General features: G+C 71.7%; 24 protein-coding genes and 1 riboswitch. Of the genes, 15 read left to right on the top strand and 9 right to left on the bottom strand.

Annotated features, from left to right (window positions below):
- Positions 1–25 precede the first annotated feature (25 nt).
- Positions 26–832 (top strand): MipA/OmpV family protein, encoded by an 807-nt coding sequence (locus LXT12_RS21580; RefSeq protein WP_233394365.1) that lies wholly within the window; start codon positions 26–28, stop codon positions 830–832.
- A gap of 4 nt (positions 833–836) precedes the next feature.
- On the opposite strand, the gene LXT12_RS21575 is transcribed toward LXT12_RS21580, so the two are convergent.
- Genes LXT12_RS21575 through LXT12_RS21565 form a run of 3 tightly spaced genes read right to left on the bottom strand, consistent with a single transcriptional unit; the run spans position 837 to position 3,288 of the window.
- The gene (locus tag LXT12_RS21575; protein WP_233394364.1) at positions 837–1,145 is read right to left on the bottom strand and encodes an Mpo1-like protein; all 309 of its coding nucleotides are present in this window, start codon (positions 1,143–1,145) and stop codon (positions 837–839) included.
- Between the two features lie 50 nt (positions 1,146–1,195).
- The gene (locus LXT12_RS21570; protein ID WP_233394363.1) at positions 1,196–1,987 is read right to left on the bottom strand and encodes an alpha/beta fold hydrolase; all 792 of its coding nucleotides are present in this window, start codon (positions 1,985–1,987) and stop codon (positions 1,196–1,198) included.
- The gene (locus tag LXT12_RS21565; RefSeq protein WP_233394362.1) at positions 1,984–3,288 is read right to left on the bottom strand and encodes an O-acetylhomoserine aminocarboxypropyltransferase; all 1,305 of its coding nucleotides are present in this window, start codon (positions 3,286–3,288) and stop codon (positions 1,984–1,986) included. The genes LXT12_RS21570 and LXT12_RS21565 overlap by 4 nt, the downstream gene beginning before the upstream one ends.
- Before the next feature lie 60 nt (positions 3,289–3,348).
- On the opposite strand from LXT12_RS21565, the gene LXT12_RS21560 reads away from it, so the two are divergent.
- The 6 genes from LXT12_RS21560 to LXT12_RS21535 all read left to right on the top strand — a co-directional run bounded on the left by LXT12_RS21560 (position 3,349) and on the right by LXT12_RS21535 (position 10,288).
- Positions 3,349–3,816 (top strand): CBS domain-containing protein, encoded by a 468-nt coding sequence (locus LXT12_RS21560; protein WP_233394361.1) that lies wholly within the window; start codon positions 3,349–3,351, stop codon positions 3,814–3,816.
- Positions 3,817–3,892: 76 nt separating this feature from the next.
- On the top strand, positions 3,893–4,990 hold the full coding sequence (gene aroC, locus LXT12_RS21555) for a chorismate synthase (protein WP_233394360.1): 1,098 nt from the start codon (positions 3,893–3,895) through the stop codon (positions 4,988–4,990).
- Between the two features lie 146 nt (positions 4,991–5,136).
- Complete coding sequence (locus tag LXT12_RS21550) at positions 5,137–6,306, top strand: efflux RND transporter periplasmic adaptor subunit (RefSeq protein ID WP_233394359.1); 1,170 nt, start codon at positions 5,137–5,139, stop codon at positions 6,304–6,306.
- A gap of 16 nt (positions 6,307–6,322) precedes the next feature.
- Positions 6,323–9,556 carry an efflux RND transporter permease subunit gene (locus LXT12_RS21545; RefSeq protein ID WP_233394358.1) on the top strand — a complete coding sequence of 1,078 codons (3,234 nt, stop codon included), beginning with the start codon at positions 6,323–6,325 and terminating at the stop codon, positions 9,554–9,556.
- A 102-nt stretch (positions 9,557–9,658) separates the two neighbouring features.
- Positions 9,659–9,880, top strand: a complete 222-nt coding sequence (locus LXT12_RS21540; protein WP_233394357.1) for an AbrB/MazE/SpoVT family DNA-binding domain-containing protein — start codon at positions 9,659–9,661, stop codon at positions 9,878–9,880.
- Positions 9,881–9,883: 3 nt separating this feature from the next.
- Complete coding sequence (locus tag LXT12_RS21535) at positions 9,884–10,288, top strand: PIN domain-containing protein (RefSeq protein ID WP_233394356.1); 405 nt, start codon at positions 9,884–9,886, stop codon at positions 10,286–10,288.
- A 48-nt stretch (positions 10,289–10,336) separates the two neighbouring features.
- Here the strand turns inward: LXT12_RS21535 and LXT12_RS21530 are convergent, their stop codons facing one another.
- Complete coding sequence (locus LXT12_RS21530; RefSeq protein WP_233394355.1) at positions 10,337–11,257, bottom strand: LysR family transcriptional regulator; 921 nt, start codon at positions 11,255–11,257, stop codon at positions 10,337–10,339.
- Positions 11,258–11,329: 72 nt separating this feature from the next.
- Here LXT12_RS21530 and LXT12_RS21525 point away from each other — a divergent pair, with 72 nt between their 5' ends.
- The 6 genes from LXT12_RS21525 to LXT12_RS21500 all read left to right on the top strand — a co-directional run bounded on the left by LXT12_RS21525 (position 11,330) and on the right by LXT12_RS21500 (position 18,421).
- Entirely contained in the window at positions 11,330–12,655 is a 1,326-nt protein-coding gene (locus LXT12_RS21525) for an MFS transporter (RefSeq protein ID WP_233394354.1), read from the top strand.
- An 11-nt stretch (positions 12,656–12,666) separates the two neighbouring features.
- Positions 12,667–12,790: riboswitch (TPP riboswitch) on the top strand.
- A gap of 81 nt (positions 12,791–12,871) precedes the next feature.
- A complete protein-coding gene (gene thiC, locus LXT12_RS21520) occupies positions 12,872–14,764 on the top strand; it encodes a phosphomethylpyrimidine synthase ThiC (protein ID WP_349255044.1) in 1,893 nt (630 codons plus the stop codon).
- Positions 14,764–15,771 (top strand): FAD-dependent oxidoreductase, encoded by a 1,008-nt coding sequence (locus LXT12_RS21515; RefSeq protein ID WP_233394353.1) that lies wholly within the window; start codon positions 14,764–14,766, stop codon positions 15,769–15,771. Before thiC ends, LXT12_RS21515 begins: the two co-directional genes overlap by 1 nt.
- Positions 15,764–15,967: a sulfur carrier protein ThiS gene (thiS, locus tag LXT12_RS21510; RefSeq protein ID WP_233394352.1), complete on the top strand. Its 204-nt coding sequence runs from the start codon at positions 15,764–15,766 to the stop codon at positions 15,965–15,967. Before LXT12_RS21515 ends, thiS begins: the two co-directional genes overlap by 8 nt.
- 145 nt (positions 15,968–16,112) lie before the next feature.
- Complete coding sequence (locus tag LXT12_RS21505) at positions 16,113–16,901, top strand: thiazole synthase (protein ID WP_233394351.1); 789 nt, start codon at positions 16,113–16,115, stop codon at positions 16,899–16,901.
- Complete coding sequence (locus LXT12_RS21500; RefSeq protein WP_233394350.1) at positions 16,898–18,421, top strand: PfkB family carbohydrate kinase; 1,524 nt, start codon at positions 16,898–16,900, stop codon at positions 18,419–18,421. Before LXT12_RS21505 ends, LXT12_RS21500 begins: the two co-directional genes overlap by 4 nt.
- Before the next feature lie 33 nt (positions 18,422–18,454).
- Here the strand turns inward: LXT12_RS21500 and LXT12_RS21495 are convergent, their stop codons facing one another.
- Complete coding sequence (locus LXT12_RS21495) at positions 18,455–19,084, bottom strand: TetR/AcrR family transcriptional regulator (RefSeq protein WP_233394349.1); 630 nt, start codon at positions 19,082–19,084, stop codon at positions 18,455–18,457.
- Between the two features lie 43 nt (positions 19,085–19,127).
- On the opposite strand from LXT12_RS21495, the gene LXT12_RS21490 reads away from it, so the two are divergent.
- Positions 19,128–19,361, top strand: a complete 234-nt coding sequence (locus LXT12_RS21490; protein WP_233394348.1) for a DUF4287 domain-containing protein — start codon at positions 19,128–19,130, stop codon at positions 19,359–19,361.
- Positions 19,358–19,744, top strand: coding sequence for a DoxX family protein (locus LXT12_RS21485; protein WP_233394347.1), 387 nt, complete (start codon positions 19,358–19,360; stop codon positions 19,742–19,744). Before LXT12_RS21490 ends, LXT12_RS21485 begins: the two co-directional genes overlap by 4 nt.
- On the opposite strand, the gene LXT12_RS21480 is transcribed toward LXT12_RS21485, so the two are convergent.
- The 4 genes from LXT12_RS21480 to LXT12_RS21465 all read right to left on the bottom strand — a co-directional run bounded on the left by LXT12_RS21480 (position 19,741) and on the right by LXT12_RS21465 (position 22,765).
- Positions 19,741–20,388 (bottom strand): Vgb family protein, encoded by a 648-nt coding sequence (locus tag LXT12_RS21480; protein ID WP_233394346.1) that lies wholly within the window; start codon positions 20,386–20,388, stop codon positions 19,741–19,743. The two genes, LXT12_RS21485 and LXT12_RS21480, sit on opposite strands and share 4 nt — an antisense overlap.
- 9 nt (positions 20,389–20,397) lie before the next feature.
- Complete coding sequence (locus tag LXT12_RS21475; RefSeq protein WP_233394345.1) at positions 20,398–20,853, bottom strand: SRPBCC family protein; 456 nt, start codon at positions 20,851–20,853, stop codon at positions 20,398–20,400.
- A 40-nt stretch (positions 20,854–20,893) separates the two neighbouring features.
- Complete coding sequence (locus tag LXT12_RS21470; protein ID WP_233394344.1) at positions 20,894–22,114, bottom strand: helix-turn-helix domain-containing protein; 1,221 nt, start codon at positions 22,112–22,114, stop codon at positions 20,894–20,896.
- A 78-nt stretch (positions 22,115–22,192) separates the two neighbouring features.
- A complete protein-coding gene (locus tag LXT12_RS21465) occupies positions 22,193–22,765 on the bottom strand; it encodes a hypothetical protein (RefSeq protein WP_233394343.1) in 573 nt (190 codons plus the stop codon).
- Between the last annotated feature and the right edge of the window lie 42 nt (positions 22,766–22,807).

The raw sequence follows: 22,807 nt of genomic DNA, 5'->3' as shown, positions 1-22,807 counted from the left end.
GCGACGGGGCTGCTAGGCTTCAGCCATGAGAGTCCTGCTGATCACCGCCCTGGCCGCCGCCGCCGGGGCCCCGGCCCACGCCCAGAGGCAGCCGGTGGAAGACCCGACGGCCCGCTACCTGCTCGGCGGCGCCGTCGTCTCCCAGCCCGAGTACGACGGCGCCAGCCGCCGCGAGGTCAAGTTCAAGCCGCTGTGGGCGCTGAAGTTCGGGCGTGTGCGCATCAGCACCTCCGGGGCGGGTGGCCTGCTCGGCTTCGGCCAGGAGGAGGCGGCGGGCGGCGCCAGCACCCAGCTCATCGACACCGACAGGCTGCGCGCCGGCATTGCGTTGCGGGTGGACAGCGGCCGCAGCAGCGGCGACGCGAGCACCACGCGCGGCCTGCCCGACGTGAAACGCACCTTGCGTGCCCGGCTGTACGCCAACTACAGCTACACCAAGGACTTCAACCTCGGCGTGACCCTGTCCCAGGATCTCCTCGGCCGCAAGGGCGGCATGACGGTCAGCGCCGACCTCGGCTGGCGCATCTACCGCAGCGAGACCTTGCAATGGACCAGCGGCATCGGCATCTCCGCGGCCAATGCCCAGAACCTGCGCAGCTATTTCGGCGTGCCGGAGTCGGCCGTCGAGGCCAGCGGCAAGCCGGCCTACGAGCCGGGCTCGGGCCTGCGCGACCTGCACATGGGCGTCGGCTTCATCCGCCCCATCACCAAGCACTGGCTGGTCTACGGCTCGGCCGGCGCCAGCCGCCTGCTCGGCCCGGCGGCCGACAGCCCGCTCGTCGAAAGGCGCACCGGCACGTCGGCCTCGGTGGGCCTGGCCTGGCGCAACTGAAGCCTCAGAACTTGACGCGGCCCCGCCAGATGTCCGCGTACATCACCCAGTCGCCCATCAGGCTGTAGAGCGGGTACTTGAACGTCGCCGGCCGGTTCTTCTCGAAGAAGAAGTGGCCGACCCAGGCGAAGCCATAACCGCAGAGCAGCGCGTACAGCAGCCAGGCCAGGCTGCCCGTGGCGACGAGCTTGAACAGGCACACCAGCACGAGCGTCGAGCCGATGAAGTGCAGGCGGCGGCAGGTCGGGTTGCTGTGCTCGCCGAGGTAGAAGGGGTAGAAGTCGGCGAAGCGCGTGAAGCGGTCGGTGGCCATGGGCCGATTCAAGCGCGCCGCCGCGCCGGCGGCAAGCGCGCAATCCCGGGTCAGGCGCCGACGGCCTTGCGCAGGGCCGCCAGCACGGCATCCGGCGCCTCGGCCATGAGGGCATGGCCGGCCGGCACGGTGTGGATGGCCGGCTTGAGCAGGCCGCCGAGGACGGCGTTATGCCGGGGCAGGGTCATCTGGTCGAGGGCGCCGAGGACGAAATGCACCGGGCAGGCCACGCGGGCCGCCGCCGCCTCGCCGCCGGCATAGCGGTCACAGACCTGGAAGTCGTTCTCGAACAGGTTCACGGCCGTCTGGCGGGCCTGCAGCCGGCGCATCAGCGCCATCGAGCCTCCGCGCAGCCAACTGCCCGGCCCCGGATAGCCGGGCTTGGCGCTGGCCAGCGAATGCGAGAAGGCGGTGACCATGGCCATGGCCGCCTCGGGCTTGTCGCGCGCCGTGGCGAGCAGGGCCTCCGACACTTTCATCGGGTAGGCGGTGCCCACCATGATCAGGGTCGATGCCCGCCCGGCAGCCTCCAGGGCGATCAGCGAGCCCATGCTGTGGCCGACGAGGGTTGCCTGCGCCACGCCGGCCGCGTCCATCAGACGGTGCAGCCAGGCGCCCAGGGCCTCGACGCTCGCCAGCGGCGCGCCGCCGCTGCGGCCGTGGCCGGGCAGGTCCACGGCCAGCACCGCGTACCCATGATGGGCGAACCAGCGGGCCAGCAGGGTCCAGACGCTGTGGTCGTTGAGGGCGCCATGGACGAAGACGATGCAGGGCAGGGTGGCGTCGAAGGGCTTGCCGCCCGTGTAGGCATAGGCCTCGTGGTGGTCGACGATGAGTTTCATGCCTTGCCCGCCAGCTTGAGTGCCCGCTTGAGGTCGTCGATCAGGTCGGCCGGGTCTTCCAGGCCGATGGACAGGCGGATGGTGCCGGGACCGATGCCCGCGCGCTGCAGGGCGGCGTCGTCCATCCGGAAATGGGTGGTGCTGGCCGGATGGATGACCAGGGACTTGGCGTCGCCGACATTGGCCAGGTGCGAGAAGAGCTTGAGCGACTCGATGAAGGCGCGGCCCTGCTCGCGGGAGCCCTTCAGGTCGAAGGAAAAGACGGCCCCGGCGCCTCGGGGCAGCAGGCGCTGGGCGAGGGCGTGGTCGGGGTGGGACTCCAGCCCCGGATAGGCCACCCGGCCCACCAGGGGCTGGGCGGCCAGGAACTCGGCCACCGCCTGGGCGTTGGCCACGTGCCGCGCCATGCGCAGCGGCAGCGTCTCCAGGCCCTGCAGCATCAGCCAGGCGGTGTGCGGGCTCATGCAGGCGCCGAAGTCGCGCAGGCCCTCGCGGCGTGCTCGCAGCAGGAAGGCGCCCACGGTGCTCTCCTCGCTGAAGACCATGCCGTGGAAGCCGTCATACGGCTCGGCCAGCGTCGCAAACCGGCCGCTGGCGGCGTGGGCGGCATCCCAGTCGAAGCTGCCGGCATCCACCAGCACGCCGCCGACCACCGTGCCGTGGCCGCACAGGAACTTGGTGGCGGAGTGATAGACGAGGTCGGCGCCGAGCTCGGCCGGGCGCTGCAGGTAGGGCGTGGCGAAGGTGGCGTCCACGAGCAGCGGCAGGCCGGCCTCGTGGGCCAGGGCCGCCACGGCCGGGATGTCCAGCACGTCCAGCCCGGGGTTGCCGAGCGACTCGCCGAACAGCAGCCGCGTCTCGGGCCGGATGGCGGCGCGCCAGGCGTCCAGGTCGCGCGGGTCGACGAAGCTGGTCTCGATGCCGAAACGGCGCAGCGTGTAATGCAACAGGTTGTGGCTGCCGCCGTACAGGGCGGTGCTGGCGACGACGTGGCCGCCGGCCCCCATCAGCGTGACGATGGCCAGGTGCAGGGCGGCCTGGCCGCTGGCGGTGGCGATCGCGCCGATGCCGGCGTCCAGGGCCGCCATGCGCTCCTCGAAGACCGCCGTCGTCGGGTTGGACAGCCGGCTGTAGACGTGGCCCGAGCGCTCCATGTTGAACAGCGACGCGGCGTGCTCGCTGTTCTCGAAGACGAAGGAGGTGCTCAGGTGCAGCGGCGTGGCGCGCGCGCCGGTGGCCGGGTCGGGCACGGCGCCGGCATGCAAAGCGAGGGTGTCGAATCCCGGCATGGTGTTTTTCATGGGGTGGATGCGCGGGCATTGTGTGCTATGTTGGCTGGGCGTTTTCCCGTGGAGGCAGCCATGAAAGTCGTCGATATCCTGCGTGTCAAAGGCGGCACCCTGTTCACCGTTTCGCCCGACGAGCCCTTGAAGGATTCGCTCACCCTCATGGCCGAGCGCGACATCGGCTCCCTGGTCGTCATGGACCATGGCGAACTGGTCGGCATGCTGACCTTCCGCGAGGTCATCCAGGCCATCGTCAAGAACGGCGGCAGCGTGGGCACGACCATCGTGCGCAGCGTCATGGACGACCACCCGCTCACCTGCACGCCCGAGACCGAGATCGACGAGGTGCGCCGCATGATGCTGGGCCGGCATGCGCGCTACATGCCCGTCATGAACGGCCGCACGCTGATGGGCGTCATCTCGTTCTACGACGTGGCCAAGGCGGTCGTCGACAGCCAGGACTTCGAGAACCGCATGCTCAAGGCCTACATCCGCGACTGGCCGGTGGAGGAGCCCACCGAAGACCCGGCCAAGACCGGCTGAGCCGCCTCGGTTCGTGCTCCATGAAGGCGGCCTTGCGGGGCCGCTTTTGCTTGTGTGCCCTCCTTAGAATCGCCGGATGGCAGGCAGCACCTTCGGCGAACTCTTCCGCGTCACCAACTTCGGCGAAAGCCATGGCCCGGCCATCGGCTGCGTCATCGACGGCTGCCCGCCCGGCCTGGCCCTGACCGAAGCCGACATCCAGCCGGAGCTGGACCGCCGCCGCCCCGGCACCAGCCGCCACGTCACCCAGCGCAACGAGCCCGACACCGTCGAGATCCTCTCCGGCGTCTACGAGGGCCTGACGACCGGAACGCCCATCTGCCTGCTGATCCGCAACACCGACCAGCGCAGCAAGGACTACGGCAACATCCTCGACACCTTCCGCCCCGGCCACGCCGACTACACCTACTGGCGCAAGTACGGCCTGCGCGACCCGCGCGGCGGCGGGCGCTCCTCGGCACGGCTCACGGCGCCGATGGTGGGCGCCGGTGCCGTGGCCCGCAAATGGCTGCGGCAAGCCTACGGCACCGAGTTCCGCGGCTGCATGACCCAGCTCGGCGAGATCGACATCGCCTTCGAAGGCTGGGAGCACGTCGGCCATAACCCCTTCTTCGCGGCCAACGCCAGCCAGATCGCCCAACTCGAAGACTACATGGACAGCCTGCGCAAGGCCGGCGACTCCGTCGGCGCGCGCATCCGGGTCGAAGCCACCGGCGTGCCGGTCGGCCTGGGCGAGCCGCTGTTCGACAAGCTCGACGCCGACATCGCCTACGCGCTGATGGGCATCAATGCCGTCAAGGGCGTCGAGATCGGCGCCGGCTTCCGGTCGGTCGCCCAGCGCGGCACCGAGCATGGCGACGAACTCACGCCCGAGGGCTTCGCGAGCAACAACGCCGGCGGCGTGCTGGGCGGCATCTCCACCGGCCAGGACGTCGTGGCCAGCATCGCCATCAAGCCGACCAGCTCCATCCGCAGCCCCAAGGCCAGCATCGACCGCGCCGGCCAGCCGACGACGGTCGAGACCTTCGGCCGCCACGACCCCTGCGTGGGCATCCGCGCCACGCCCATCGCCGAGGCCATGCTCGCCCTGGTGCTGATGGACCATGCCCTTCGTCACAGGGCGCAGTGCGGGGATGTGGCCCTGCCGATAGACCCGATCCCCGCCCACCGGTAGGCCTGCCGCCCATCCCGCCTCCGGCCCGATCGCCGGCCGGTGCAGCTCAGCCCTCGCATTCCGCGTTTCGTCTCACGCCGGCTGCGTGCCATCGCCTCGATTTCTAGACTGCAAAGGTCTGTGAATCTGAGAGCACTGGGGGAGCCATGCGCAAGACTTGGAAGTTGGGCGGCATCGCAGCGGTGGTGCTGCTGATCGGCGGAGCCGGCGTGGCAGTGATGGCGAGCAAGGGCGATGGCCCCAAGAAGCCGGGCGACGCCAAGCCGCAGGCCGTGCTGGAGTTCGTGTCGGGCGAAGTCGCCAGGCCGACGCTCGCCGCCATGCCGGCGGTCATCGAGTTCAGCGGCCCGCTGGTGGCGCCGGGCACGGTGGTCGTGCGGGCCAAGTCCAACGGGACTCTGCTCAATCTCGCCGTTGGCGAAGGCAGCCGGGTCCGGGCCGGCCAGGCCCTCGGCCAGGTGGACCTGGAGGAGCTGCGCTACCGCATCGCCGAGCGCAATGCCAGCGTCGAAGCCATGCGCGCGCAGATGGAGCAGGCCGAGCGCACCTACAAGGCCAACGAGGGCCTGGCGGCCAGGAACTTCATCGCCCAGACCGCGCTGGATACCTCCCGTGCGGCCTATGAGGCGGCGCGGGCGAACTGGAACGCCGCCAAGGCCCAGCTCGACACCAGCCAGGTGACCATGCGCCAGGCCGCTCTCGTCTCGCCCATCAGCGGCATCGTCGCCAAGCGCCACGCGCTGCCCGGCGAGAAGCTGGCCGCCGAGCAGCAGATCCTCACCATCGTCGACCTGAGCAAGCTCGAACTCGCCGGCCTGGTCGGCACCCACGAGGTGAGCCGGCTGCAGCCGGGCATGGCCGTGCAGGTGCAGGTCGAGGGCGTGGACCAGCCGGTCCAGGCCAAGATCGCCCGCATCGCTCCCGCGGCTGAGCCCGGCACCCGCTCCATCGGCGTGACCCTGGTGCTGGACAACCCCAAGGAGCTCTACCGCGCTGGCCAGTACGCCGTTGCCAAGGTGGTGCTCCAGGACGACATCCAGCGCCTGACCGTGCCCATGGCGGCCATCACGCGCAACTCCGGTCAGGAGCAGGTCTGGATGATCGAGGACGGCGCCCTGGTGCGGCGCATCGTGACGACTGGCCGCAGCGATGCCCGCGAGGGCCGCGTCGAGATCCTCAACGGCTTGAAGCCCGAGGCCCAGGTGCTGGCCGCGCGCTTCGACAACCTCCGCGAAGGCGACAAGGCCGTGATCGTGGCCGCCAAGTCCGCCAAGGTGGCCAGCGCCGCCGCGTCGGCGGCAACCACCCAGCAGTGAGGGCCGTGCCATGTGGATGACCCGCGTTTCCATCCAGAACCCGGTCTTCGCGACCATGGTGATGGTGGCCTTGTGCGTGCTGGGCCTGTTCTCCTACGCCAGGCTCGGGGTCGAGCAGATGCCCGACATCAACTTCCCCGGCGCCGGCATCGACATCCGCTATCCCGGCGCCTCGCCCGAGGCCGTGGAGCGCGAGGTGGCCAAGCCGCTGGAAGAAGCGCTCAACAGCATCGCTGGCGTGGAGCGCATCCAGTCGCGCAGCTTCGAGGGCCGGGTGCAGGCCAGCGTCGAGTTCGGCCTGAACACCGACATGGGCCGGGCGATGCAGGACCTGCGCGACCGGGTCGCTGCGGCCCAGGCGGCCTTTCCCAAGGAGGTCAAGCCGCCGTCGGTGTCGCGCTTCCAGAACGACAACGCGCAGCCCGTCGTCGTCATGGCGCTGCTGAGTGGCACGCGCGGCTCGCGCGAGCTGTCCATGATGGCCGACCTCATCGTCTCCAAGCGCCTGGCGCGGGTGGAAGGCGTGGCCAAGGTCGACGTGGGCGGCATGACGACGCGCGAGGTGCGCATCGACCTCGATCCCATGCGGCTGCGCGCCTATGGCGTGACGCCGGCCGAGATTGCCAAGGCCCTGGCCGATGCCAACTCCGACCAGCCCGTGGGCCTGCTGTCCGACCGGACGGCGGACGCCATCCTGCGCGTCGAAGGCCGGGTCAAGGACCCCAAGGCCTTCGGCAACATGGTCGTCGCGCGCCGCGGCAGCCTGGCGCTGACGCTCAATGACCTCGGTACCCTGGTCGAGCGCGAGCGCGAGGTCGACAGCATCGCCCGCATCAACGGCCAGCCGGCCGTGAGCTTCAACATCTTCAAGCAGCAGGACGCCAACATCGTCGCCACCGGCGACGCCATCAAGGAGGCCATGGAGGAGCTGCGCAAGCAGCTGCCCAAGGACGTGGAGCTGCGCCTCATCTATGCGAACAGCGATTTCGTCAAAGGCTCGCTAACGGGCCTCAGGCACACCCTCATCGAAGGCGCGCTGCTGACCGTGGCCATCGTCTTCCTGTTCCTGCACAGCTGGCGCTCGACCATCATCACCGGCCTGACCCTGCCCATCGCCGTCATCTCCAGCTTCATCGCCGTGCATGCCTTCGGCTTCACGCTGAACTTCATGACCATGATGGCGCTGTCGCTGTGCATCGGCCTGCTCATCGACGACGCCATCGTCGTGCGAGAGAACATCGTGCGCCACGTCGGCATGGGCAAGGACCACCACACCGCGGCGGCCGACGGCACCAACGAGATCGGCCTGGCCGTGATGGCCACCACCTTCGCCATCTGCGCCGTCTTCGTGCCCGTGGCCTTCATGGGCGGCATCATCGGCAAGTTCTTCTATCCCTTCGGCATCACGGTGGCGGTGGCGGTGCTGGTCAGCCTCTTCGTCAGCTTCACGCTCGACCCCATGCTGTCCTCGGTCTGGCACGACCCCGTGAACGAGCGCGTCAAGCGCCTGCCCGTCGTCGGCCACGCCATCCGCGCGACCGACTGGTGCATGGAGCACCTGCACGACGCCTACGAGCGGCTCATCGACTGGGCCTTCTCCGGGCGCCGCTACCGCGTCTTCGTGCCGCCCATCCCTGCCTACGGCCGACCCTTCGACGCCCACGGCATGCGCGACAAGACGGCCCCGCGCGTGCTGCGCTTTGCCACCCTCACGCCGCGCGGCCTCGTACTGTGGGGCGCCTTCGCCAGCTTCGTCGCGGCGCTGATGCTGGCGCCCCTGGTGGGCAGCGAGTTCGTGCCCGAGACGGACAACAGCTTCACCCAGGTCAACCTGCGCATGCCGGTCGCCTCCAGCGTCGAGCGCGGCAGCGCCAAGGTCGCCCAGGTGGAAGAGATCCTCCAGCACTACCCCGAGATCAAGACGGTGTCGACCGTGGTCGGCAGCACCGGCGAAGGCCTGGCCACCGGCCGCAACCAGGCCTCGCTCAACATTTCCCTCGTCGACCGCAGCGAGCGCAAGCGCAGCCAGAAGGAGATCGAGGACGCCATCCGCGCCGACATCGCCAAGATCCCCGGCGTGGAGGTCAGCGTGGGCTTCAACCGCCCGATCTGGATCACCATCCTGGGCACCGACCCCGAGGTGCTGAACCAGACCGCCAAGGACCTGGTCGAGAAGATCAGGAAGATCCCCGGTGCCGTGGACGTGGACACCACCGTCAAGCCCGGCCTGCCGGCCTTCGCCGTGCGCCTGAAGGACTCGGCCATCCGTGAGCTGGGCCTCACCGCGCCGCAGGTGGCCTCCAGCCTGCGTGCCTACGTCAATGGCGAGGTCGCCACCTACTGGACGACGCCCGACGGCAACCAGGTCGAGGTGCTGCTGCGCCTGCCGCGCGAGCAGCGCGAGCGCATCGAGCAGATGAGCAAGCTGCCGGTGGCCTTCTCCAAGGACGGTGCGCCCATCACGCTGGACCAGGTCGCCACCATCGAGCCGGTGTTCAACCCCGAGGTCATCCGCCGCGAGAACCTCCAGCGCCGCGAGGCCGTGTTCGCCGGCGTGCAGGGGCGCCCGGGCGGCGACGTCAACGCCGACGTGCAGAAGCTCATCAAGGCCACCCAGTTGCCCCCCGGCACCAGCTTCAAGCTCGACGGCGCCGGCAAGCAGCAGGCCGAGGCCTTCAACGGCCTGCTGGCGGCCATGGGCCTGGCGGTCATCTTCATCTACATCGTGCTGGCCAGCCAGTTCGGCAGCTTCTTGCAGCCCATCGCCATCATGGCCTCGCTGCCGCTGGCCCTCATCGGCGTGATGCTGGCCCTGCTGCTGTGGCGCTCGACGCTGAACGTGTTCTCGATGATCGGCCTGGTCATGTTGATGGGCCTTGTCACCAAGAACGCCATCCTGCTCGTCGACTTCGCCAACCATGCCCGCAAGGCCGGTGCCACCGTGGCCGAGGCCCTGCGCGAGGCGGGCCTCATCCGCATGCGGCCCATCATCATGACGACGGCCGCCATGGTCTTCGGCATGCTGCCCATGGCCATCGCGCTGAATGACGGCGGCGAGATCCAGGCGCCCATGGGCCGGGCCATCATCGGCGGCGTCATCACCTCCACGCTGCTGACCCTGGTCGTCGTGCCCGTGCTCTACAGCTACCTGGTGCGCGACAAGAAGCCCGCGGCGCGGCCGGCGGAGCAAGGTGCCACCGCGCTGCCGCTGCACGGCATGCCCGGCGCGATGCCGGCGGACAAGGACTGATCTCCCTCGAGCGCGCTCCTGCGCCCGGGCCGGCTGCGTCGAGTGGCCGGCCCTTTTTTTGGAAAGGGCGAATTACAATCCAAGAAGAAGTAAGGAGTAGACATGATGCAGTCCACCGTCACGGCCAAGGGCCAGACCACCGTGCCCGCGGAAATCCGTGCCCTCGTCGACGCCAAGCCCGGCACGCGTCTGGTGTGGTCCGCCATGCCCGATGGAACGCTCATCGTGCGGGTCAAGAGCAAGTCCATCCTCGACATGGCGGGCATGCTCAAGGCCCCCAAAGGCAAGCGTGTCGGCATCGACGAGATGAACCCCTGGCGCTGACGCATGCCCGCGCTCGATACCAACGTCCTGGTGCGCTACCTGGTCCAGGACGACGCAGCACAGGCTGCGGCGGCACGCGAGCTGGTGACGCGGCTCACGAGCGAAGGTGCCCAGCTTTTCGTACCGGCGACCGTCATCCTCGAACTCGAATGGGTGCTGCGCAAGAGCTTCGGCTTCGACAAGGACAGCGTGCTGCGTGCCTTGTCGTCGCTGTTCTCGGCAGCGGAACTCCGCATCGAATCGGAGCGCGCGCTCGAAGTGGCATTGCAGCTCTATCGGCAGGGGACCGCGGACTTTGCCGACTGCCTGCACATCGCGCTGGCCGCCCAGGCCGGCGAGCTGCCACTGTGGACCTTCGACAAGGCGGCTTCGAAGGTGGACGGCGCGCGCCTGCTGGCCAAGGCTTGAGCGGCTGCCTGGTCTGCAGCGACGGCCGAGACCCGCACACGCGCCCGATCAAGCGTCGCCGCACGCGCCGATCTCTGCGGCGCACACCTCCCTCACACACCCCCGCAACCAGCGGTGAGCCGCGTCGCCATCCATCCGCGGATGCCACAACAGCGAGACGGTGAAGTCCTGCAGCGCCAGCTCCCGCGGCAGGGCGAAGCTGTGCAGGCCCTCGCGCAGCCGGGCGGTGTGGCGCTCGGGGACGGTGGCGACGAGGTCGGTGCCGCGCGCCAGCGCCAGGGCCTCGGAGAAGCCGGCCACCGTCGCCACGATGTCGCGTGCCAGGCCCAGGGCCGTCAGGGCCTCGTCGACCGGGCCGCGGTCCAGCCCGCGGCGCGACATGGCGACGTGGCCCGCCGCCGCATAACGCCCGGCCGTGACGGTGCCGTCCGCCAGCGCATGCCCCGCACGGACGACGCCGACGAAGCGGTCGCGGAACAAGGCCTGCGCGCGCAGCTCGAGCCCCGTCGCCGCGCCGACGACGCCCGTTTCCAGGTCCACGCTGCCGTCGCGCAGCGGGGCACTGTCCTTGTCCGGTTTGGGGACGAAGCGCAGCCGCACGCCGGGCGCCTCGCTCGCCACGCGGGCCAGCAGGGCGGCGCCGAAGTTCTCGACGAAGCCCTCGCGCGTGCGCAGCGTGAAGCGCCGCTCCAGGCGGTCGAGCTTCAGCGCCGCCGCCGGCCGCAGTGCCGCTCGAGCTTCCTCCACGAGGGGCCCGATGCGCTCGCGCAGCTCCAGCGCCCGCGGCGAAGGCACCAGGCCGCGGCCGGCGCGCACCAGCAGCGGGTCGCCCGTGGCCTCGCGCAGCCGGGCCAGAGCCCGGCTCATGGCCGAGGCGCTGAGCCGCAGCCGCCGGGCCGCTCCCGCGACGCTGCCTTCGGCCAGCAGGGCATCCAGCGTCGCGAGCAGGTTGAGGTCGGGGTCTGACATGGCGTTGCGTGCAGTTATGGAGTGCAGATCATGCGTCTTCCGCCATGCCCGCCGCCCGCCTAAGGTCTGGGCATGACCACCACGACCGCCGCCAACACCCCTTCCACCAACTCGCCGGCGCCCGCCTGGGTGCTGCCCAGCCTGGCCTTGTGCATGCTGCTGCCGTCACTGGCCGTGAGCAGCGCCAACGTGGCCTTGCCGACGCTGGCGCAGGCCTTCGGCGAGCCTTTCGGGGCCGTGCAGTGGGTGGTGCTGGCCTTCCTGCTGGCCACCACGGCCCTCATCGTCGCGGCCGGCCGGCTCGGCGACCTGGTGGGCCGGCGGCGCCTGCTGCTGGCTGGCATCGCGCTGTTCACGCTCGCTTCGGCCGCCTGCGCCGTGGCGCCCGGCCTGCCGACGCTGATCGCCGCGCGCGCTGCCCAGGGTGTGGGCGCTGCGGCCATGATGGCCTTGACCCTCGCCTTCGTCGGCGACGCCGTGCCCAAGGCGCACACCGGTCGGGCGATGGGCCTGCTGGGCACCATGTCGGCCGTGGGCACGGCCCTGGGGCCGTCCCTCGGCGGCTTGCTGATCGCCGGCCTCGGCTGGCGGGCCCTCTTCGCCGTCAACCTGCCGTTGGGCCTGCTGGCCCTCGGCCTCGCTTGGCGGGTGTTGCCTGCCGCGTCGACGGCGCCGCGCCGCGCTGGCCTCGACCTCCCCGGCGCCGCCCTGCTGGCCCTCACGCTCGCGGTCTACGCCTTGGCGATGACCCGCCACCTTGGCCTGCTCCCGCTGGCGGCGCTGGGCCTGGCGGCCTTCATCGGCGTGGAAGCCCGCGCCGCCTCGCCCCTGCTCAAGCTCGAGCGGCTGCGCGACCGGGCGCTCAGCGCCGGCCTCGCGATGAACGCCCTGGTCTCCACGGTGATGATGGCGACCCTGGTCGTCGGTCCCTTCCATCTCTCGCGGCAACTTGGCCTGGGCGCGGCGGCGGTGGGGGCATGGATGTCGGTCGGCCCGCTGACGTCGGCCTTGAGCGGCATTCCGGCCGGGCGCCTGGTGGACCGCTTCGGGCCTCAGTCGATGGCGCGGCTGGGCCTCATGGCCGTCGCGGCGGGTTGCGCCCTCATCGGGGTGCTGCCGGCCGCGCTGGGCGTTCTGGCCTACGTCGGTCCGCTGGTCATCGTGACGCCCGGTTATGCGCTCTTCCAGGCGGCCAACAACACAGCCGTCATGGCCGGCGTGGCGGGGGATGAACGAGGTGTGGTCGCGGGGCTGCTCACGCTTTCGCGCAACCTGGGCCTGGTCACCGGCGCCTCGGCCATGGGCGCGCTCTTCGCGGCGGCAGGCCTGGGCGCCACCTTTGCCGTCGCCACTGGCCTGGCCTTGTTCGCGCTGGCCCTTGCCAAGCGGGCGGCTTGACCCGCACAATCGCGCCCGCTCCGGGGTGCCCGGGCCTGGCCGATGCCAAGCCCAGACGCTGAGACGACCGATGACGGTCGAACCCGTGAACTTGAACCGGCTAATACCGGCGTAAGGAGAGCGCATGCCCAAGGGCGTGCCGGCGAGGCCTGGCCTCGCCTGCGCACCCGCCGGCGGCCACGGAGCACTTCACCATCGCTCCAGGAGACCGCCGCCGTGAACGCCCCCCAACCCTCCGCCTCCGCGCACACCCTCGACGAGCGCCTGTCGCTGACGCGCGAGCCCTTCCCGGCCTCGCGCAAGGTCTACGTCACCGGCAGCCGGCCCGACCTGCGCGTGCCGGTGCGCGAGATCGCCCTGTCCAACGGCGAGACCGTGGTCGTGCACGACACCTCCGGCCCCTACACCGACCCCACCGTGAACGTGGACGTGCGGCGCGGCCTGGCGCCCGTGCGTGCTGGCTGGGTGGCCGAGCGCGCCGATACCGAGGCCTACGCCGGCCGCCCGGCCGTGCCGCTCGACGATGGCGGCAGGGATGGCAACGAACGCCTCGCGCAGCTGCGCGCCGAGGCCGCCGGCCTGCAGCGCACGCCGCGCCGCGCCCAGGCCGGCGCCAACGTCACGCAGCTGCACTACGCCCGCCGCGGCATCGTCACGCCGGAGATGGAGTTCGTCGCCCTGCGCGAGAACGGCCGCCGCGAGTGGATGCGCGACTACCTCGCCGACGCGGGGCGCGAGGCGAGGCTCAAGGGCGATGCCCTCGGCGCCGCCATCCCGGAGCTGATCACGCCCGAGTTCGTCCGCCAGGAAGTGGCGCGCGGCCGGGCCGTCATCCCCGCCAACATCAACCACGCGGAGCTGGAGCCGACCATCATCGGCCGCAACTTCCTCGTCAAGGTCAACGCCAACATCGGCAACTCGGCCGTCACCTCGAGCATCGAGGAGGAGGTCGAGAAGCTGGTCTGGTCCATCCGCTGGGGCGCGGACACGGTGATGGACCTCTCCACCGGCCGCAACATCCACACCACGCGCGACTGGATCGTTCGCAACTCGCCCGTGCCCATCGGCACCGTGCCCATCTACCAGGCGCTGGAGAAGGTCGGCGGCGTGGCCGAGGAACTGAGCTGGGCCGTCTTCCGCGACACCCTGGTCGAGCAGGCCGAGCAGGGCGTCGACTACTTCACCATCCACGCCGGCCTGCGCCTGCCCTTCGTGCCCCTGACGGCCCGGCGCCGCACCGGCATCGTCTCGCGCGGCGGGTCCATCCTGGCCAAGTGGTGCATCGCCCACCACCGCGAGAACTTCCTCTACACGCACTTCGAAGAGATCTGCGAAATCATGAAGGCCTACGACGTGACCTTCTCGCTGGGCGACGGCCTTCGCCCCGGCAGCGCGGCCGACGCCAACGACGAGGCGCAGTTCGCCGAGCTGCGCACCCTGGGCGAGCTGACGCAGCTGGCGTGGAAGCACGACGTGCAGACCATGGTCGAAGGCCCCGGCCACGTGCCCATGCACCTCATCCAGGCCAACATGGCCGAGCAGCTCAAGCACTGCCACGAGGCGCCGTTCTACACACTCGGTCCGCTGACCATCGACATCGCGCCCGGCTACGACCACATCGCCAGCGCCATCGGCGCGGCCATGATCGGCTGGATGGGCACGGCCATGCTCTGCTACGTCACACCCAAGGAGCACCTGGGCCTGCCCGACCGCGATGACGTCAAGCAGGGTCTCATCGCCTACAAGATCGCCGCCCACGCGGCCGACGTGGCCAAGGGCCACCCCGGCGCCCGCGCGCGCGACGACGCGATGAGCAAGGCGCGCTTCGAGTTCCGCTGGAACGACCAGTTCGCCCTCGGCCTCGACCCCGACACCGCGCGCGGCTACCACGACGAGACCCTGCCCAAGGATTCGTCCAAGGAGGCCCACTTCTGCTCGATGTGCGGGCCCAAGTTCTGCTCGATGAAGATCACCCAGGACGTGCGGGACTACGCGGCCTCGCACGGGCTGGAGGCGGCCGACGTGGCAGCCGACGGCATGGCGCGCAAGTCCGCCGAGTTCCGCGCCGCCGGTGGCGAGTTCTACATCCCCATCCAGCGGCAGGACTGATGGCCACCCTCGCCATCGCCATCGCCGGGGCCGGCGTGATGGGTCGGCTGCTGGCCTGGCAGCTCGCCCGCATCGGTCATCGCGTGCAGGTCATCGACCCGGCCGCCGGGCCCGAGGCGCCCGGGGCGGCGGGCTTCACGGCAGCCGGCATGCTCAGTCCCGTCGCCGAGCAGGAACATGCCGAGCCCGAGATCGCCGCCCTGGGCTGGCGCTCGCTGCAGCTGTGGCCGCTGATCGCCGCCGACCTCGGACAGCCCGGGCTGGTGCGCACCGAAGGCAGCCTGCTGCTGGCCCATGGCGGCGACCTGGGCGCGGCCCGCCGCGTGCTGGCCCGGCTGCCGTCACCGCCGCCGATGCTCGACGTGGCCGCGCGCCATGCCCTCGAACCGGCGCTGGCGCCGGACCTGCACGCCTGGCTGCTGCCGGGCGAAGGCCAGGTGCTGCCCGCCGAGATGCTGGCCGCCCTTGCACGGGAGGCGCGGGCCGTCGAGTGGCTCTGGGGTCGGCGCGCGGTGGCGGTGCAGCCCCACCGCCTGGAGCTGGATGACGGTAGCCGCCTCGATGCCGATGTCGTCATCGACACCCGCGGCCATGGCGCCAAGGCCGAGCTGCCCGGGCTGCGCGGCGTGCGCGGCGAGGTGGTCTGGCTGCACGCGCCCGGCGTGGCGCTGCACCGGCCGGTGCGGCTGATGCATGCGCGGCACCGCGTCTACGTCGTGCCCCGGCCCGGCGACGTCGTGGTCGTCGGCGCCTCCGAGATCGAAAGCGAGGACCGCTCGGGCGTGAGCCTGCGCAGCGCCGTCGAGCTGATGGCGGCGGCCCACAGCGTGCTGCCCGGCCTCGCCGAGGCGCGCATCGTGCGGCTGGACACCAACCTGCGCCCCGCCTTCGCAGATCACCGGCCGCGCCTGGACCACCAGCCCGGCCTGCTGCGCATCAACGGCCTGTTCCGCCACGGCTGGCTGCTGGCGCCGGCCCTGGCGGAGAAGGCGCTCGGCCATGTCTGACTACACCGTGAACCACCAACCGCAGCCCTGGCGGGAAGGCCTGAGCATCGCCGCCGTGCTCGCGGAGCAGGGCCGGCCGCCAGAGTCGGTCGCCACGGCGCTCAACGGCGCCTTCGTGCCGCGTGCCCGGCGCGAGGCGACCCTCGTGCAGCCCGGCGACGAGCTGACCCTGATCCAACCCATCACAGGAGGCTGACGTGACGAGCGTCTTTCTGCCCAAGTTCAAGGACACAGCCACAGAGGCACAGAGACACAGAGAGGCTGGTGTCCTCTCGGTGTCTCTGTGCCTCTGTGGCCGTGTTTCGCATCCTTGTAAAAAACCCCGAACGGAATGGTGACGCATGACCTGGACCCTCTACGGCCGACCGCTGGCCAGCCGCTTCCTGCTCGGCACGGCCGGCTATCCCTCGCCCGAGGTGCTGCGGCAGGCCGTCATCGCCAGCGGCGCCCAGGTGCTCACCGTCGGGCTCAAGCGCACGCTGGCCGCGGCGGGCGACAACGGCTTCGTCGCCGCCATCCGCGAGACCCTGAAGGCCACGGGCGGCCACCTGCTGCCCAACACCGCCGGCTGCCGCACGGCGGCGGAGGCCGTCACCCTGGCCCACATGGCGCGCGAGCTCTACGACACGCCCTGGGTCAAGCTCGAGGTCGTCGGCGACGAACACACGCTGCAGCCCGACCCCTGGGAGCTGGTCAGCGCAGCCGCACAGTTGGCTCGCGACGGTTTCCAGGTCTTCCCCTACTGCACCGACGACCTCGTCACCTGCCGGCGCCTGCTCGACGCTGGCTGCGAGGTGCTGATGCCCTGGGGCGCACCCATAGGCTCGGGGCAGGGCCTGCTCAACCCCTTCGCCTTGCGCGTGCTGCGCGAGCGCCTGCCGGGCGTGCCGCTGATCGTCGACGCCGGCATCGGCGCGCCCTCGCATGCGGCGGCGGCCATGGAGCTGGGCATGGACGGCGTGCTGTTGAACTCCGCCGTGGCCCAGGCCGGCGACCCGGTGCGCATGGCGGCGGCGTTCGCGCAGGCCATCGCGGGCGGAAGGGCCGGCTTCGAGGCCGGCGTCATGGCCCCGCAGGACATGGCCGTGCCCAGCACGCCCGTGGGCGGCCGGCCCTTCGTCCTGCCATGACGCGCCCACCCATCGTCTGGAGCATCGCCGGCCTGGACAGCGGCGGCGGGGCCGGCCTGTCGGCCGACCAGCGCGCTGCCGACGCCATGGGCGTGCACCTGTGCGCCGTCGCGGCGGCCGTGACGGCGCAGAACAGCGTGGCGGTGGAGGGCATCTTCCCCTTGCCCACCCTCCAGATCGAGGCCCAGCTCGCTGCCCTGGCCGGCGACCTGCCGCCGCGTGCCGTCAAGACGGGGTTGCTGGGCAGCGTCGAGGCGCTGCGCGTCGTCGTGCGCTGGATCGACCGGTTGCGCGAGGGCGGCGAGGTGGCCCTGGTCGTCGACCCGGTGCTGCGCGCGTCGACCGGCGCCGGTTTCGCGGGCGAGGCGCTGCTGCGAGCCTACCGCGAGGAGCTGCTGCCGCGGGCCACGGTCGTCACACCCAATCGCGACGAGGCGGCCCGCCTGGCGGGCGCTGGCGAGGCGCCTGCCCAGGCCCAAGCGTTGCGGCGCCTGGGCGTCGGCGCCGCCTGCGTCACCGGCGGGGACGCGGCCGGCGCGCTGGCGCTGGACTGGCTCGAGGCCCCGCAGGGCCGCGGCTGGCTGGCCCTGCCGCGCCGCGATGCGCGCCACCACCACGGCACCGGCTGCTGCTTCGCCACGGCCCTGGCCGCCGGCCTGGCCCGCGGCTTCACCGTGGCCGACGCCGCCGTGCTGGCCAAGATGCTGACCACGTCGGCGCTGGGAGGCGGCCACGCCACCCCTGGCGCGGGCGCCGGGCCGGTGCATCCGTCGCCCGGCTTCGTCACCGACCCGGCGCTGCTGCCCGCCGCCTTCGACGAGTTGCCGCAGGCCTGGCCACAGCGCGCCGCCGGCCGGGCGGCGGTGCAGGGCGTCTACGGCATCACGGACCGCGGCGCCCATGCGGCGGCGCTCTTCGATGCCGGCCTGCGCACCGTGCAGCTGCGGCTCAAGCGCGCGGCGGGAGAGGCAGAGGCGGCCTGGCAGGCGCGGCTGGCCGGCGAGGTCGACGCGGCCCGGCGGCCGGGGGCGACGCTGGTCGTCAACGACCACTGGCGCGAGGCCCTGGCGCTGGGCGTCGACTTCGTCCACCTCGGCCAGGAGGACCTGGCGGCCCTGACGCCGGCCGACCGCCACGACCTCGCCGAGGCCCGCCGCCGCGGCCTGCGGCTGGGCCTGAGCTCTCACAGCCTGTGGGAGCTGGCCCGCGCCGTCGCCTGGGCGCCCGACTACGTGGCCTGCGGCCCCGTCTGGCCGACGCTGATCAAGGCCATGCCCTGGCGACCGCAGGGGCTGGGCAATCTCGCCTGGTGGGCGGCGATGGCGCCGGTGCCGGTGGTGGGTATCGGCGGCGTGCTGGAGCCCGGGCAGCTGGCCGACGTGGCGGCGACGGGCGCCGCCGCCGGCTGTGTCGTGCGCGGCCTGCTCGCGCATCCGGTGCAGGCCTGGGCCGAGGCCTGGCGTCGGGGCTCGGAACGCCACGCGCCCGGAGTGCCGGGCTGGCCCCGCCCCAGCCTCTGACGCGACCCCTGCCGTAGTGTGAACAGGCCCTAGTCAGGAACCCTGCGTGAGCGTCTCGAGCAGCGTCTGCTCCAGCCAGGCCTGGTAGGCGTCGGGCGTCCAGCCGGACTCCCGCACGAGCTTTTGATACAGCTCCCGGCTCGTGTACATCCAAAGGAGCGCAGCCGCGCGGTCGGGGTCGAGCCCGGCTCGCGCACGTCCGGCCGCGAACAGGGCCTCGATGCGCTCCTGCTGCATCGTGCGGCGCAGCGTTTCGAAGCTCTGCTGGGTCTTGCGCAGCTCCGGCGAGAACGCGGACGACTTCATCAGCACGCTCAGTTCCTTGCTCTCCGCCTCGTAGATGGCGCGCGCCACGTGGGCGGTCAGCGCGATGCGGCGGACGGGGTCGTCGACGCCGTCGAGCCGGCTCTGGGCCTGCTGGAAGCGCGGGCCGAAGATGGCGTCGCGGATCAGCGCGTCCAGCAGCCCCGCCTTGGACTTCACCGTCGCGTAGACCGTGGGCTCCGACACGCCGGCACGCTCGGCGATCTGGGCGACGGTGGTGGCGTCGATGCCCTTGCGCGAGAACAGCGATTTGCCCGCGTCGAGGATTCGCTGCCGCGTGCGCTCGGCGGCCTCGGAGCGTGCCTCCGAACGATAGTTCCGCTTGCCCGGTGATGCCATATTAACTATAGTGAACTATATCCAATTCAGACGGGATGCCTGCATGACGTTCGAAGCCTACATGACCACCATCCGCGCCAAGACGGGCAAGGGCCCGCAGGAGTTCTTCGACGACGCGGTGAAGGCCGGCGTCCTGCGGCCCGACACCCGGGCGACGGAGTTCGTCAGCTGGATCAAGGGGTTCGCTGGCCTGGGTCATGGCCATGCGATGGCAGTGTGGGAGGCGTTCAAGCGCAACGGCTGGCTGCCGCTGAAAGGCCAGGGAGCCGGGCAATGACGGCGGCGCGCAAGGCCGGCATCGGCCTGTCGGCATTGGCCACGCTCTTCTTCGGGCTCGACGCCCTGGGCAAGCTGCTCGAGGTCGAGCCCGTGCTGCGTGGCACGCAGGCGCTGGGCTGGCCTGCGGCCTCCGTGTTCCCGCTCGGCGTGCTGCTGGCGATCGGTACCGTGCTCCACGCCTGGCCGCGCACCGCGCTGCTGGGCGCCATCTACCTCACGGCCTTCCTCGGCGGCGCGGTGGCGACCCACTACCGCATCGGCTCGCCGCTCGCCACGCACGTGCTCTTCGGCGTCTATGTCGGCGTGGCGATGTGGGTCGGGCTGGCGCTGCGGCAGCCGGCCCTGCGTCGGCTGCTCTGGCCAGGGCCGGTGCAGCGCTAGCGTCCCGCCCTGACGGGGCGCTTGACCGCACGCACCTTGCCGCTCGGTCCGCCGCCGCAGTAGAAGGTGTCGGCGCCGTCGGACTCCAGCCCGCTGACGCCCATGCCCGGTGGCATGGCGAGGCGCTCGCGCACCGCGCCGCTTTGCGGGTCGATGCGGCGCAGGTCGCTTTCCTCGCCTTCCCAGGTGCCGTGCCAGAGTTCGCCGTCGACCCAGGTGACGCCGGTGACGAAGCGGTCCGACTCGATGGTGCGCAGGATGGCGCCCGTGGCCGGGTCGATGCGGTGGATCTTCCGTTCGCGGTACTGGCCGACCCAGAGGCTGCCTTCGGCCCAGGCCAGCCCCGAATCGCCGCCGTGCCCCGGCGCGGGAATGGAGGCCAGCACTTCGCCGCTGTGCGGGTCGATCTTGTCGATGCGCGACTCGGTGATCTGCCACAGGTGGCTGCCATCGAACGCGGTGCCGGCGTCGCAGGCCGCGGCCAGCGTTCGCGCGACCGAGCCGCCCTCGGGCTCGATGGCGAGCAGCTGCGCCCCGGTGGCCGCCCATACGTGACTGCCGTCGAAGCTGATGCCGTGGATGTGCCCGGCGCCGGCGAAGGGGCCGTACTCCCGGAGGATCTCGGCGCAGGAGGTGTCGGTCATGGCGCAGTCCTAATGCCAGTTGCTGATCTTCAGGTCGTTCGGCGCGGGCCGGCCCTGGCCGCTCTCGACCATGTCGCGAAGGCTGAGCAGGAAGGTCGCCCACTTGGTGCTGCAGTGGGCCATGAAGTCGCCGTCCGCCGGCCAGCCGCGATGCCCGAAGCGCACGATGGTGAAGCCGTCTTCCTGCGTGAGTTCGAAGTCGATCTCGGTGCCCAGCCACTCCGCCGGCCCCTCCTTGACGCGCCAGCGCACCCGTTGCCCGGGGGCCTGCTCCAGCACGTCCATGCCGAAGCCGCCGATGTCCTTCCCATCCGCGGAGCGGAAGCGGAACTCGATGGCGCCGCCGGGGCGGGCGTCGCCGGTGGTGTCGCGCGTCCACCAGCCGGACAGGCCATCGATGGTGGTGAGCGCGGCATAGACCTTGGAGACGGGCGCCTGGATGCCGACCCGGTGAATGATGTTCATCGTGTGATTCCCTCGTGGGATGTGAAGCGGTGAAGGCACTCTAGGGAATCGGCAGCGCGGCAGGGAGTAACAAGATCGTCGTGAATCCGGTCAGCGGCGGCGCCACCCAGCGGCGCGAGCGCCCCTGGCCGACGGCACGGACGAGGCCCTGGCCCTCCAGTTCGGCCAGCGACCGCTGCACGGTGCGCTGGCTGGCGCCCAGGGCCAGGGCCAGAGCCGAGGTGGACCAGGCGGCGCCGTCGGCCAGCAAGGCGGTGAGTTCGCCGGCGCCGCCGTCCACGGGCGGGGCGATCAGCACCACCGGGCGCTGCTGCAGCGGCGCGAGGCGGAAGCCACGCGCCGTCGCCTCGATGCCGGCCAGGCCGCCGGCCAGGGCGCGCAGCCGGCCGATCTCCACACGCAGCCGCGCACGGTGCGTTTCGTCGACGTGGCGGATGCGGAAGGCCTGGGCGATCAGGGCGTCGCGTTCGGCCTCGCCCGGCCAGGCCTGGGCCAGCACGCGCAGCAGCGTGAAGAGGATGGGCCGGCGGGCCAGCGGCAGCCAGGCGGCGCCGGCCCGCAGGCCATGGCGGCAGGCATCGACGACCAGGGCGCCGGAGTCCAGGCAGGCGGCCACTTCGTCCAGCCGCAGGGCCTCAGCCCGGCCCTGTGCGATGCGCCGGGCCGCGGGCTGTTCCAGCAGCGCCCGCGCCTGGGCGACCTCGGCCTGCAGCGCCGCGATGCCGGTCCGTGCCGCCGCCGCCTCGGCCCGCGCCAGGGCGGCGCGGGCCTCATCCAGCCGCAGGCCGCGCAGGGCCAGTTCGGCCGCGGCGAGGGCGGCGACGGCGCCCGGCAGGGGCGGCAGCGCCTGGCCTTCCAGGGGCGCAAGCAGGGCGCGCGCCGCATCGAGCCGGCCCAGCAACAGCAGGCGCCGGGTGCCGATGAGCCGCGCCTGCAAGGCATTGGCGTGGTCGCCGCGGGCCTCCAGCGTGGCGCGGGCGGCGTCGAGGGTGCGCGGCGGCTCGGCCAGTTCGCGCAGCGCCAGGGCCACCTCGGCCTCGGCCACCACGCAGCGCGCCCGCGCCAGCGCCTCCCGCGGCCCGAAGCTGCGCGCCGCCTGGCGCAGCAGCTCGCGGGCACGCGGGAGCTCGCCCAGCTGGGCCAGGGCGATGCCGCGCAGCGCCAGGGCCGGCGGGTCGTCGCGCAGGGCCACGCGCTTCAGGGCCGCGAGCGAGTCGCCCTGGGCCAGCGCGCGGGCGGCGGCCGAGATGAGGGAGTCCATGGGCGAAGGCTAACCGCTGGCGGGTGGCCGCAGGTCATCGAGCCAGGCCGCCCGAGCCTCCGCGCGCTCGGGGGTGCCTCAGGCGCTGGCGGTCAGCGAGCCGGGGTAGCTGAGGGTGCTGGCGGAGGCCGAGAGCGAGAACACGACCTGGGCCGAGGCCGGTTGCTGCATCAGCGAGGTGTAGAGGGACATGACGCCCGCGGCGCTCTTGCCCGCCTTGGCGGCCTGCGAGATGGCGGCGCTCTGCTGGATGCTGCCGGACAGCTTGAGCGCATCCCGGGCCTGGGTGGCGATGCGGCTGGCAAAGCTCGGCTTGCTGGTGTCAGCCTTGAGAAAGGCCTGCATGGCGGCCTTGTCGGCCGCCGTGGCCTTGATGTCGACGGCGCCGGTGCCCGACACCGAGAACTCGACCGCGCCGCCGAGCTTGACGCCCGCCTTGGCGAGAGCGGCGCGCAGCTCGCTGCCGAGCTTTCGCTGGCTGGTCTCGAGCGCCTGCGCGGCCGAGGCGGCGCCGGTGGAAGCGGCGGCGTGGCGCAGTGCCGCCGGGCTCAGGCGGGCCTTGGCTGCGGAGGCGATGGTGCCGCCGCCGGTGGCGTCCTGGCCTTTGGAGGTCAGCAGGCTGACGAGTGAGCTGTTGACGGAAGCAACCACGTGGCGAGCCGAAGAGGGAGGTGGCCCATCATGCGGGCGCTG

The sequence above is a fragment of the Pelomonas caseinilytica genome (genome assembly GCF_021353235.1).
GTDB classification, from domain to species: domain Bacteria; phylum Pseudomonadota; class Gammaproteobacteria; order Burkholderiales; family Burkholderiaceae_C; genus Pelomonas; species Pelomonas caseinilytica.
Note: the sequence above shows the minus strand (reverse complement) of the source record. Positions and strands in the feature narration are given on the sequence as shown.